General features: G+C 66.5%; 11 protein-coding genes. 8 read left to right on the plus strand and 3 right to left on the minus strand.

Features of this window, described 5'->3' with window-relative positions:
• From JF66_RS06925 to guaA, 4 genes are all read left to right on the plus strand, one after another.
• Positions 1–1,019: cation:proton antiporter (locus tag JF66_RS06925; RefSeq protein ID WP_197059351.1), on the plus strand; the 1,019-nt coding region annotated here is incomplete at its 5' end.
• 5 nt (positions 1,020–1,024) lie between these two features.
• A complete protein-coding gene (locus JF66_RS06930; protein WP_081882206.1) occupies positions 1,025–1,798 on the plus strand; it encodes an SURF1 family cytochrome oxidase biogenesis protein in 774 nt (257 codons plus the stop codon).
• A gap of 10 nt (positions 1,799–1,808) precedes the next feature.
• On the plus strand, positions 1,809–2,258 hold the full coding sequence (locus tag JF66_RS06935) for a DUF3817 domain-containing protein (RefSeq protein ID WP_035876490.1): 450 nt from the start codon (positions 1,809–1,811) through the stop codon (positions 2,256–2,258).
• Positions 2,255–3,871 carry a glutamine-hydrolyzing GMP synthase gene (gene guaA, locus JF66_RS06940; RefSeq protein ID WP_051973231.1) on the plus strand — a complete coding sequence of 539 codons (1,617 nt, stop codon included), beginning with the start codon at positions 2,255–2,257 and terminating at the stop codon, positions 3,869–3,871. The genes JF66_RS06935 and guaA overlap by 4 nt, the downstream gene beginning before the upstream one ends.
• Before the next feature lie 76 nt (positions 3,872–3,947).
• Here guaA and JF66_RS22885 read toward each other — a convergent pair whose 3' ends face one another.
• Both JF66_RS22885 and JF66_RS06945 read right to left on the minus strand, forming a co-directional pair.
• Positions 3,948–4,103, minus strand: coding sequence for a hypothetical protein (locus JF66_RS22885; protein WP_156109679.1), 156 nt, complete (start codon positions 4,101–4,103; stop codon positions 3,948–3,950).
• Positions 4,104–4,112: 9 nt separating this feature from the next.
• Positions 4,113–5,999 (minus strand): pyruvate kinase, encoded by a 1,887-nt coding sequence (locus JF66_RS06945; RefSeq protein WP_081882203.1) that lies wholly within the window; start codon positions 5,997–5,999, stop codon positions 4,113–4,115.
• Between the two features lie 221 nt (positions 6,000–6,220).
• Between JF66_RS06945 and JF66_RS06950 the strand changes: the two genes are divergently transcribed.
• Positions 6,221–7,630, plus strand: coding sequence for an aldehyde dehydrogenase family protein (locus tag JF66_RS06950; protein WP_035876492.1), 1,410 nt, complete (start codon positions 6,221–6,223; stop codon positions 7,628–7,630).
• Positions 7,631–7,702: 72 nt separating this feature from the next.
• Here the strand turns inward: JF66_RS06950 and JF66_RS06955 are convergent, their stop codons facing one another.
• Positions 7,703–9,634 (minus strand): primary-amine oxidase, encoded by a 1,932-nt coding sequence (locus JF66_RS06955; RefSeq protein ID WP_035876493.1) that lies wholly within the window; start codon positions 9,632–9,634, stop codon positions 7,703–7,705.
• A 131-nt stretch (positions 9,635–9,765) separates the two neighbouring features.
• Between JF66_RS06955 and JF66_RS06960 the strand changes: the two genes are divergently transcribed.
• The 3 genes from JF66_RS06960 (at position 9,766) to JF66_RS24225 (ending at position 12,056) form a co-directional block, all read left to right on the plus strand.
• Positions 9,766–10,362, plus strand: coding sequence for a TetR/AcrR family transcriptional regulator (locus tag JF66_RS06960; RefSeq protein ID WP_035876494.1), 597 nt, complete (start codon positions 9,766–9,768; stop codon positions 10,360–10,362).
• A gap of 142 nt (positions 10,363–10,504) precedes the next feature.
• The gene (locus JF66_RS06965) at positions 10,505–11,467 is read left to right on the plus strand and encodes a helix-turn-helix domain-containing protein (RefSeq protein WP_035876528.1); all 963 of its coding nucleotides are present in this window, start codon (positions 10,505–10,507) and stop codon (positions 11,465–11,467) included.
• 133 nt (positions 11,468–11,600) lie between these two features.
• A complete protein-coding gene (locus JF66_RS24225) occupies positions 11,601–12,056 on the plus strand; it encodes a hypothetical protein (protein ID WP_231556329.1) in 456 nt (151 codons plus the stop codon).
• Positions 12,057–12,058: the final 2 nt, after the last annotated feature.

Here is a 12,058-nt window from a genome sequence, read left to right on the forward strand (position 1 = left end):
TCGGTGACATCTTCATCGCCATCTACCTCTCCATCGTCTCCGTGGTGCTCAGTGGCAAGACCGAGGTCTGGCCGATTGTGCTTCAGCTGTCGATCGCCTTCCTGTTTCTGGTCGTCATGTTCTCGCTCGCCCGCTGGGGTGGCCGCGTGGTCTCCCGGCTCATGCGCACGAAAGACGACGAACTCTTCACAATCCTGTTCTTCGGTCTCGTCGTTCTCTTCGCCGGCGTCGGTGAAATCATCGGCGTGACGGATGCGATCGGTGCCTTCCTGATCGGAGTCGTGCTCGGCGCGAGCACCTACCGCGCCCGAATCGAGCGGGTCGCGGTACCCCTGCGCGACATTTTCGCGGCGTTCTTCTTCCTCAACTTCGGGCTCGCCCTCAACGTCGCCGAATTCGGTTCGGTCATTCAGATCGTGCTGCTCGCCGTGATCATGACCTTTATCCTGAGCCTGGGCTCCGGGGCGCTGCTCGCCTGGCTGCACAAAATGGGCCCGCGGGAGGCGCTCAACACCGCCGCGATCTTCGTCAACCGCGGCGAGTTCACCCTGATCCTCGCCACCCTGAGCGTGAGCGCAGGGCTCGACCCCCGACTGCAGCCGTTCGCCGGCCTGTACGTGCTCGTAATGGCCATTCTTGGACCGCTGTTCGCCGCCAATTCCGAGAAGATCGGTGCCGTTCTGCGCAAGCGCATCCCGATCCCGGCCGGGGGGCGACCGCCGCGCAATCCCATGCTCGACGAGGAGATCGCCCTCGTCGAGGCGGCTACCCACGACCAGGCGGCCGAGGCAAAGGCGGCGGCGAGTTCCGCCGCCCGCCGTGCGGCCCGGCGAGACGCCGCGGCGACGCGGCCAGCGGCATCCACGTCCCGTACTCACGACCAGGCCATGGAGGCCATGCTCGAATTCGCCAAGGACCGGCCGGATCCGGACCGAGCGAAACCGCCGCCCAGCGTGGAGGCAGAGCCGGGCGCACCAGACAAACCTGCACGAAAACCACGAACGGGTGACTACACGTGATCGAGATGATGAGGCGCCCGCGTTGGGTGCTCGCGCTGCTGTTGGCGCTCGGGATTGCCGCGGCCTTCGCCGTACTGGGCCACTGGCAGCTCGACCGCGCCATTGAATCCGGCGTTGTCGTGGAGCGATCCACCGAGGTCGTGATGCCGCTCGGCGACGTGACCCAGCCCGATGGCCCGAGCACGCAGGTGGCAACCGGTCAGATGGTGCGGCTCGAGGCCGCCCCGGTTCCCGGCGACGAGCAGATCATCAGCAAGCGCTTTAACGGCGGCGAACTCGGCTTCTGGGTGGTCAGCCATTACATCGTCGCCGACAACTCGGCGCACATCGCGGTGGCGCGCGGTTGGGCGGCTGACGATGCCGGCGCGCGGCAGGCCGCGGCGGCACTGGCATCGGAGAGCGCGAGTACGGTCACGATCGTGGGTCGCTTCCTGCCGGGCGAGGCCCCCGAACTGCCCGACGAGAACGGACCGTCCACGGTGCAGACCACGGTGGCGCCGTCCGCGCTCGTCAACCTGTGGGCAGGCTTCACCGACCAGGCCGTCTACTCCGGGTACATCGTGGATTCCGCAGCCCCGACCGGCCTCGCCGTGATCGATTCCCCGGAGCCCGTGATCGGCGCCTCGGTCAACTGGCTCAACATCTTCTACGCCATCGAGTGGGTCGTGTTCGGCGGATTCGCGGTGTTCCTCTGGTACCGACTCGTGCGCGATGCCGTGGAACGCGAGCTCGAAGACGCCGAGGAAGCTGCTGCGGAAGCTCTCAACTCCGGCACGTAGGATTAGACCCATGCCTCGTCTACCCAAGCCCGCCGACATATCCAAGATTCCCGGTGCGCTCCGGCTGTACCAGGTGTCCTCCATCATCACCGGAGTGTTCCTGCTCCTGCTCTGCGCCGAGGTGATCGCCAAGTTCATCTACGGCTACGAGGTCGAGATGGGCGGCGAGAACGGTTTTCTCGCCATGGTTCCGAAGGACACCGTGGCCGCCGTCAACGTGAGCACCGCCATCCTGATCATGCACGGCTGGTTCTACGTGCTCTACCTCTTCGCGGACTTCCGCCTGTGGAGCCTCATGCGCTGGCCGTTCTGGCGCTTCGTGCTCATCGCACTCGGCGGCATCATCCCCACCCTGTCGTTCTTCCTCGAAGGACCGTTCACCCGCACGGTGAAGCGCACCCTCGCGGAGAACGCCGACACGACCGCGGCACGGGCCGAGAAGGCCGAGGCCACGTCATGAGCGTCATCAGCGACACCACGGATGCTGCGGTCCCCGCGCTGTCCGGCATCGATCGCCCCGTGCTGGTCGTGGACTTCGGTGCGCAGTACGCGCAGCTGATCGCCCGACGTGTGCGCGAGGCATCCGTCTACTCCGAGATCGTGGCGCACACCATCACCGCGGCCGAGATCAAGGCGAAGAACCCGCTGGGCATCGTGCTGAGCGGCGGACCGTCGAGTGTCTATGCCGAGGGCGCACCGGCGTTCGACGCCGAGATCTTCGAACTCGGTATTCCGGTGCTCGGCATTTGCTACGGCTTTCAGGTGATGGCCACCGCTCTTGGCGGCACCGTCGCGCACACCGGCGCCCGCGAGTACGGCTCGACGCCGGTCACCGTGAGTGACGGCTCGAACGTGTTGCTCGCCGACCAGCCTGAAGCGCAGACCGTGTGGATGAGCCACGGCGACTCGGTGGCTACCGCCCCGGTCGGGTTCACCGTGCTCGCCTCGACGACCTCGACCCCCGTCGCGGCGTTCGCCAACGACGAGAAGCGCCTCTACGGCGTGCAGTGGCACCCCGAGGTCAAGCACTCAGAAAACGGCCAGCACGTGCTGGAGAACTTCCTGCACCGCGCGGCCGGTATCGCCGCCGACTGGAACAGCGGCAACGTCATCACCGAACAGGTCGCCCGCATTCGGGCCCAGGTCGGCACCGGAAAGGTGATCTGCGGTCTGTCCGGCGGAGTTGACTCTGCCGTGGCCGCCGCCCTCGTGCACAAGGCGATCGGCGACCAGCTCGTCTGCGTGTTCGTCGACCACGGCCTGCTGCGCCAGGATGAGCGCCGCCAAGTTGAGGAAGACTACGTGAAGGCCACCGGCATCCGCCTGGTCACCGTCGACGTGCGTGAGCAGTTCCTCACCGCCCTCGAGGGCGTCAGTGACCCGGAGACCAAGCGCAAGATCATCGGTCGCGAGTTCATCCGCACCTTCGAGCAGGCACAGGCCGAGCTCATCAAGGAGTCGGCCGAGATCGATGGCGATCCGATCCGTTTCCTCGTGCAGGGCACCCTGTACCCGGACGTCGTCGAATCCGGCGGCGGCAGCGGTACCGCCAACATCAAGAGCCACCACAACGTGGGCGGACTGCCCGACGACCTCAAGTTCGAGCTCGTCGAACCGCTGCGAGCCCTGTTTAAGGACGAGGTTCGTGCCATCGGCGCCGAGCTCGGCCTGCCGCCCGAGATCGTGCAGCGTCAGCCGTTCCCCGGACCCGGCCTCGGTATCCGTATCGTCGGCTCCATCAACCAGGAGCGACTTGACCTGCTTCGTCAGGCGGATGCCATCGTGCGCGCCGAGCTGACCGCCGCCGGCCTCGACCGGGAGATTTGGCAGTGCCCCGTTGTGCTGCTCGCCGATGTGCGTTCGGTGGGCGTGCAGGGCGACGGCCGCACCTACGGCCACCCGATCGTGCTGCGCCCGGTGTCGAGCGAAGACGCGATGACCGCCGACTGGACCCGCGTGCCGTACGACATTCTGGCGAAGATCAGCAACCGCATCACGAACGAGGTGGACGGCGTGAACCGTGTCGTGCTCGACATCACGTCGAAGCCGCCGGGAACGATCGAATGGGAGTGATCTCCCCCAGCGAATGACGAAGGACCGGCCCTGGGGGCCGGTCCTTCGTCATTGCGGCGTCGGTCCCGTGGCGTTGCTAGTCCTTGGGGGAGCGGAGCCAGCGTCGCACGGCGATGAAGACGACCCAGGCCAGCGCCACGATGGTGATCACGCCGCTGATCACATAACCCACGGTCGCTGTGTTTCCGGTGGTCTCGGCCAAGAGAAGCGCTGGTAGGTGCAGAAAGCTCATTGTCCTATTTTAAGCACCGATCGACGTCGGCTTGTCACCGTGAACGGACATTCCCGGTTGCGCTGATTCCGAAAGATCCGGATCCCAGGCCCGCAGCCGTCGCAGCAGGCTGCGTTTCTTGTCGGTGTGGCCCTGCATGCGTCCGAGGATGCCGGCGAGCATGGAGATGGCCTCCGGGATGAACGGGCCCTTGTTGAGCATCACGCACTCGGCACGCTCGGCCATGGCCGCATCGGTCACCTCGGCCCGGGACGGCACACCCGTGCGGGCGAGGGTATCGAGCACCTGGGTGGCCCAGATCACCGGCACATGTGCGGCTTCACACAGCCAGAGGATCTCCTCCTGAACCTCGGCAAGCCGTTCGAAACCGGCTTCCACCGCGAGGTCGCCGCGGGCGATCATCACGCCCACGTTCTGCCACTGCATGGCCTCCAGCAGGATCTGCGGGAGCGCCTCGAACGCAGCGACCGTTTCGATCTTGAGCACGACGCCGAGTGCCGGGTTGCCCTGGAGGTGAGACAGGAGGTCCCGCACGTCCTCGGCGCTGCGCACAAAGGACATGTTGACGATGTCGGCGTGGGTGCGCACGAACGCGAGGTCGGTGGTGTCCTGGTCGGTGAGTGCCGAAATGGACAGCAGCGTATCGGGCAGGTTGATGCCCTTCTCGGCTCGCAGCTTCGTTCCCGCCGGCCCGGCCCGGTGCACGGCAATCGTGATCTCGGTCGGAGCGACGGCGATGATGACCCCGGCGATCTTGCCGTCATCCAGCAGAACACGGTGACCGCGGTGGGCTTCGCGGAAGGCCTCCGGCAGGGTGCAGCCGATCCGGTGTGTTCCGTTGGTCGAGAGCGGCACCGGGCTGAGATCCGCGGTGAGGATGAGCGTATCTCCGCGGCGCACGAGCAGGAACTGCTCGGTCGACGGCAGAACGCCGACGACGCCGACGACGTGCCGGGCGTCGTGTTTTGCGCCCAGGGCCAGTCCAGGAACGAAGTAGACGGTTTCCGGCAGCGACGCCAGACATCCGTCGGCATAGATCTGCTCCACGGTGATGGTGCGATACGCCCCGCGGGCATCGACGAGGCTGATCTCATCGCCGACCCGGCGGCGGCGCAGCCAGCTCGGTTCGGTGATCGGAATAACGGATGCGCCCGGCGCAACGGCATTGTCGGGTCGCGCGCCGAGCCACACCAGACCCCGGCGGAGCACCGTACCGGTGGCGGAACGCTCCGGTTTGACCTTGATCACCCGCGGCCCGGCCATGATCGGCCCCGTGCGGAGCTTTGGACCGCCGAGGTCCATGGCCACCAGGCACCGCTCGCCGGTCCCGGTCTCGGCAGCACGGATATGGGCGATCATTGCCATCCACTCGGTCATCCCATCGTGGGCGCAGTTGATGCGGGCGAGGTCCATGCCGCTCGTGATCATGGACTGCACTATTCCGGGGTCGGTGGCCGTTTCGCTCGGTAGCGTCACCATGATTCGGGTCGAGCGGTGCGCCGGTTCGGCGCCGAGGAGCAGCGCCGTGTTGCGGGTGAGCACGGCCGTGCCGTCACGTGGATGAGGGACTGCCACCGGGTGTGCATCGGACGAATGACTCGCGGGGTCGATCAGCAGCGTGAGTGTTCGGAGCAGGGCGTCGATGCTCGCGAGAACGTCGGATTCGGTGCGGCCCAGCGAGGTGAGTCCGTGTCGGGCCAGCCGCACCTGCAGATCACGCACATCATGGGCGCGCAGTTCCGCGTAGTGCACGAGGTTGCGCGCGCTGAACTCGTGTCGGGGTTGCACGGCGGAGATCTGGTCGGCTTGCCGGAGTTCGGCCAGCAACATGTCCGCCCGTAACTCGTCAATTTCCGTGTGGAGGGAGATCAGGTCAGAGAGCTCGAGCGATGTCATGTCGTTCCTTCCGCGTCTGGCTCGCCACGGTGTCGGAGTGCGCGGCGACGAGCGGCCCCAGTATGAATCCCCGGGGTGAACAACAGGGGTGGGACCGCGGAGGATGAGGGGCGCGCATCGATCAAGCGGCCACCGGCAACCGACGCGCACGCATGTGCAAGTGGGTGCCGGCGGGCGGTGGATACGGTGGGAGCAACAACCGTACTCACTGTGGAGGACCCATGAACAGCTTCGAGAGCATTCTCGCGACGATCACGCCGACGTCAGGACCGACGAGAGAGATTCTCGATCCTGCGACCGGGGATGTGGTCGGCTCGGCACCGATCCACACGGTCGATGACCTCGATCGTGCCGTGGCCGCGGCCGCCTCAGCTCAGCCGGCCTGGGCAGCCCTGGGGCACGCGGCCCGCAGCGAGACCCTCCTGCGGGCCGCTGACGCGATCGACGCCGCGGCCGAGGGGCTGGCCGAACTCCTCTCCCGCGAACAGGGCAAGCCACTGAACGGCCCGAACGCCCGCTTCGAGGTGGGCGGAGCGTCCGCCTGGCTGCGCACGGCAGCCGGCACGCCGTTGGACGCCCAGACCGTCGTTGACGACGGGACAACGCACGCGGTGATGAGCTACCGCCCGATCGGCGTGGTCGGTGCGATCGGCCCGTGGAACTGGCCGATGATGATCACGATCTGGCAGATCGCCCCGGCGTTGCGAATGGGAAACTCCGTCGTCGTCAAGCCCTCCGAATACACCCCGCTGAGTGTGCTGGCCCTCGTCGCGGTGATCAACGAGGTGCTCCCGGCCGGTCTGGTCACCGTTGTCTCGGGTGACCGTGAGGTCGGCGCACGGCTGTCATCGCACCCCGACATCGGCAAGGTGATGTTCACCGGGTCGACCGCGACCGGTAAGGCGATCATTCGCAGCTCGGCCGACACGGTCAAGCGCCTCACGCTCGAGCTCGGCGGCAACGACGCTGGGATCGTGTTGCCGGACGCCGACCCGACGGCCATCGCGGAGGGGCTGTTCTGGGGTGCGTTCATCAACACGGGCCAGACCTGCGCCGCCCTCAAACGCCTCTATGTGCACGATGACATTTACGACGAGGTGTGCACGGCGCTGACGGCCGTCGCGGAGACGATGCCGATGGGCGTGGGCATCGACGAGCAGAACGTGCTCGGCCCGCTGCAGAACCAGGCGCAGTTCGACATCGTCGCCGGTCTCGTTGAGGCGGCGAAGGCATCCGGTGCCCGGGTCCTGCTCGGCGGCAACCCCGTGGCCGACCAGCCGGGCTACTTCTACCCGACCACCCTCATCGCCGACATCGACAATGACAACCCCCTCGTGGCCGAGGAACAGTTCGGACCCGCCTTGCCCATCATCCGTTACAGCACGGTTGACGAGGCGATCGCGATGGCGAATAGCGTGGAGGTGGGCCTGGGCGGTTCCGTCTGGTCCTCCGACGTGGCGAAGGCCCGGGAGGTGGCGGCACGCCTGGAGACGGGCACCGTGTGGATCAACGCGCACGGCGCCGTGCACCCGATGATCCCCTTCGGCGGGTCGAAGCAGTCCGGCTACGGCCTGGAGTTCGGCGTCGAAGGCCTCAAGGCCCTGGGCGTACCGCAGGTGATCAACGGCTGAGTCTCGGCGAATGTCAATGGCCGCATGGCCCGGGTCACCCGGGCCATGCGGCCATTGACGTGCGCCCGTCGCTCAGCAGTGGCAGTGGCCCTCGTCAACCGGCGTGTTGCCGGGAACATCGAGCACAGGACTGCGGTCGAAGAATCCCTCCGGGCGCAGCTTGAACCCGGCCGTGTCGACGGGCATGATCGGCCAGTCCTCGACCCGGGGAAAATGCGTGAGACCGAAGGTGTGCCACACCACGATGTCCTGGCCGTCGATGTCCCGGTCCTGTTGCACGTAGGCGGGGAGCCCCGCGCCGCCGGCATGCTGGTTCACGAAATCCCCGGTTGGATAGCGCTCCGTTTCCGCAAAGCGGGTGACCCACAGGTCTTTGGTCGCGAATGCGGCACGCTGGGCCACGGACGAGTCCTTGTCGGCGAGCAGCGTGGGCTGTCCTTGGGGATAGAGCTTGTACCCCACGGGCTCGCCGAGCCGGTTGAGGCTGCTCGGGTTGGAGATGAGCCAGGTACGCCCGCTGCGCATGTCGGCCTCGCGGATGCCCTCGGACTCGCGGGCCAGCAGGGTGCGACGGCGGGAGAAGGCGTTCCCACGCTCGTTCCCCTCGCCCATCGGCACCCGTACCGCTTCTTCCTCCTCGACCCGATTGCTCAGACCGTCGACGGCCATGTCCAGGCGCGCGCTGAACAGGTGCTGGTGGAAGGGGGCGCCGAGCCCGGGAGCGAGTTCGGAGGCGTAGGGGTAGCCCTTGCCCGGGTAGGCGCTCGTGAACACGACGCCGGTGGCCTTGGCTTCGAACTCGATCGTTCCGTCGAGGTACAGGTACCAGTAGAAGCCGTAGTCGTAATTGCCCACGGTGGTGAAGAACGAGATCACGAGCCGGCGATTGCGCCGGGTGTAATCGATGCCGGTCCACAGATCGCTGTGCTTGGCGAGGATGCCCCAGTCCTCTTCGTGCATGCAGATTCCGTTGCGGATCTCGCGCGGGTTGCCGAAACCGTCGGTGATGACCGGGCTCAGATAGGTGATGTCGCCGAGGCAGTCGCAGCCGAGCTCAAGTGAGTTGGCGTATTGCCCCACCAGATACTCGCCGGTGTCGAAGTAGTTCTGCCAGGAGCGCACGGGGGCCGGGTCGCCGTAGGGCACGACCATTTCGGCGATCGAGGCACGACGGATGATCGGGCGCCGCACTCCGGCGTCGTCGAAGCCGATGTTGTGCAGCACCACGCCTTCGCGCACGTCGAAGCCCACGTCAAGGCTCCACTTCTCCCACTCGATATGGTTGCCGCCGGTCACGGTGAAGCTCGGGCCTTCCGGCTGCGTAATGCTGATGGGCTTGAGGGTGTCGCGCGACGGCCCGGTGAGCGCGGGGTCGGTGTAGTTGCCGTGCTCGGCCGGGATCGGAACCACGCCGTAGTCGATGACCTGGTCGACGGTCTTGCCGACGACATCGACGTAGGCCACGAGCCCGTCAACCGGATGTGCCCAGGCGCTGTCCTCGGGAAAATCCTGCACGAACGCGAGGCCGCGAAGAATGCGGCGGCCCTTCTCCTCCGGGTACTCGAACACCCCGGCCGAGAGGGGGGCCACGCGCACCTGGGCCACATCGAGTCCGCGGGCGGCCAGTGCCGCCAGCCAGCGCTCGTCCCGGCTGAGCAGATCCTCGACGCTGCCGAACTCCTCCTCGAGCACGGGCAGCTCCCCGGTCAGAGCGGTATCGAGTGACACGACGGATTCCACGATCCCGAGGGTCACTGACACCGTGACATCCGTCGGTGCGGCGCCGGAGACATCGTGCAGGAACACCCGAAACCGGCGGTCGGTCGCTTGGGACTCTGCGCCGCGCGGGGGATCGAGGAGGCCGAGGTAGGCGACGCGGATGCTGTCGCCGAACAGGCCTGCCGCAGAGAGAAGCGCTCGTACCTGCCCGACCTCCTCGGCTGTCGGGAGCGCGTACGCTCCGGCCGTGGTCGTGGGGGGAGTGACAAGCGATGCGGAACTCATGGGTACCCTTTCCGGGCTGTCTTAGGCCGAATTCACGTTTTTCTATGGTTGTAGAAGAATAGGGCTCAGTAAGCTCGGAAGGCAAGCATCAATTCATCGAAACGGGTTTCGCTCGGGTAAGAAGGGACGACATGCCGAAGGTTGTCGATCACGACCAGCGTCGCACCGAACTGGTCACTGCCACGTGGCGCATCATCGCCCGGCAGGGCATCGAAAGCACGACGATGCGTGAGATCGCCGCAGAGGCGGGATTCGCGAACGGCGCGCTGAAACCGTACTTCTCCACCAAGGATGATCTGCTCTCCTTCGCCTTCGGGCACGTCTTCGCCGAGACCGGCCGGCGGATGCAGGAGGTCACGGCGGGCGCGACCGGGCTCGTGGCCCTGCGCGCGTATTGCCATGAGATTCTCCCGCTTGATGACAACCGCATCAGTGAGGCACGGATCGTGATTCCTTTCTGGCAGCGGGCGCTCACGGATCCGGCCAAGGCGACACTGCACGCCACGGCCATGCTCGAGTGGCGCCGGGCGCTGCACGCGTGCCTCATCGAGGCACGCCACAGCGACGAGATCCACACGTCGGTGAGTGACGACGACATCGTGGGGCACCTGATGACGGTCGTCCTGGGTGCCCAGATCACGGCCGTGCTCTCGCCGACCGAACACTCGCCGGCACAACTGGTCAGCCAGCTCGACGGCTACCTGACGCTGCTGGCCTCAGGCGTCTGACCGTCTGACGGCCTGACCGCGTGAGGGGGCCGGGCGGCATCCGTTTTTCGCCGCGTGTTGAAAATAAGTGACAAGCGTGGTCCCGGGCGACTAGGTTACTGTGAACGCACTCGTGCAGACCGGCAAAGGAGCTCCCATGACCATGGCGACCGTTCCTGCCGCCACCGGCGGTGACTTCGGGCCGGTGAAGACCGCTCATGCCGACACGTTCGCGCAGTGGCGCACGCTGGTCTCCGATTCCTTCGTTCCGCTCGACGGGCGATGCGACACTGATGATTTCAGCGGCACCCTGCGGGCGCGGGTGCTCGACGAGTTGTCGATCGTGGAGGTGACCGCCACCGGCCATCAGGTGCTGCGCACACCGGCCCTGATCGCCCGGTCGGAGCGGCAGTACTTCAAGCTCAACCTGCAGTTGTCCGGTCACGGCATCCTGGTGCAGGACAACCGGGAGGCCACGCTTCGGCCGGGGGACATCGCGGTGTATGACACGAACCGGCCGTACACCCTGGCATTCGAGAAGGATTTTCGCACGCTCGTGCTGATGTTCCCGCACGATGTGCTCGATCTCCCGGTGGATTCCGTGGCCCAGCTCACCGCCGTTCGCATGGCCGGCGACGTCGGTCTCGGACGCATGATCAGCCCGTTCATGGAGCAGTTGGCGGAGAACCTCGACGCCCTCTCCGGTTCCACCGGCCACCGGCTGGCGTACAACGCCGTCGACCTCATCGCCACGATGTTCGAGAACGAGCTGAGCATTCGTCGCCAACCGATACCGGGCACCCACGGGGACATGCTCGCCGGCATCCGCAAATACATCGAAGCGGAACTCGGCGATCCCGAGCTGTCGCCGGCCGGCATCGCGGCGGCCCACTTCATCTCCACCCGGCACCTGCACAGCGTATTTCACGAGGCAGACACCACGGTGTCGAGCTGGATTCGGGGCCGTCGCCTGGAGCGCTGCCGCCGTGACCTGCGGGATCCGATCCTCGCCGACCGCTCCGTCGGCGCGATCGCCGCGCGCTGGGGGTTTCTGGACGCGGCCCACTTCAGTCGCATCTTCCGCGCGGCGTTCGGCGAACCGCCCACCATCTACCGCCGCGGGTAGCAGCCTCATCTCGCCCCCGAGATTTCGCTGTCGGTCAAGTTTCGTTCCCGCAATGCCAAGTCCATGCCGGGATTTTCTACGAGTGTTGTAACACTGGCTTCCGTGTGAGGGAGCCGCTCAACGAGGAGCATCTATGACAACCACACCCACCACGCCACAGGCGGAAGCCTCGACCTCGCTGCGCACGGGGCGCCTGGGCGTCATTGGCATCGTCTTCTTCGTGGTCGCCGCAGCCGCCCCGCTGGTGGGCATGACCGGTGCCGTTCCGGTGGCAATCGTGCTCGGAAACGGCGCCGGGGCACCGGGCGCCTATCTCGCCGTCGGGCTGACCCTCTTGCTGTTCAGCGTGGGCTACGCCGCCATGAGCCAGCGGGTCACGAACGCCGGCGCCTTCTTCGCCTACATCGGCCGGGGGCTGGGCAAACACCTCGGCAGCGCGTCGGCCTTCGTGTCGATTCTCGCCTACCTGGCCATTCAGCTGGCCATCTACGGCTTCTTCGGCGGGCTGCTCGCCGCGCAGGTGGGGCTGCTGCCTGGTGGGCATGGACGCTTCTGGCCTGGGTCGTCGTCACCCTGCTCTCGCTGCTGAGC

It is taken from the genome of Cryobacterium sp. MLB-32 (assembly GCF_000738085.1).
Taxonomy (GTDB): Bacteria; Actinomycetota; Actinomycetes; order Actinomycetales; family Microbacteriaceae; genus Cryobacterium.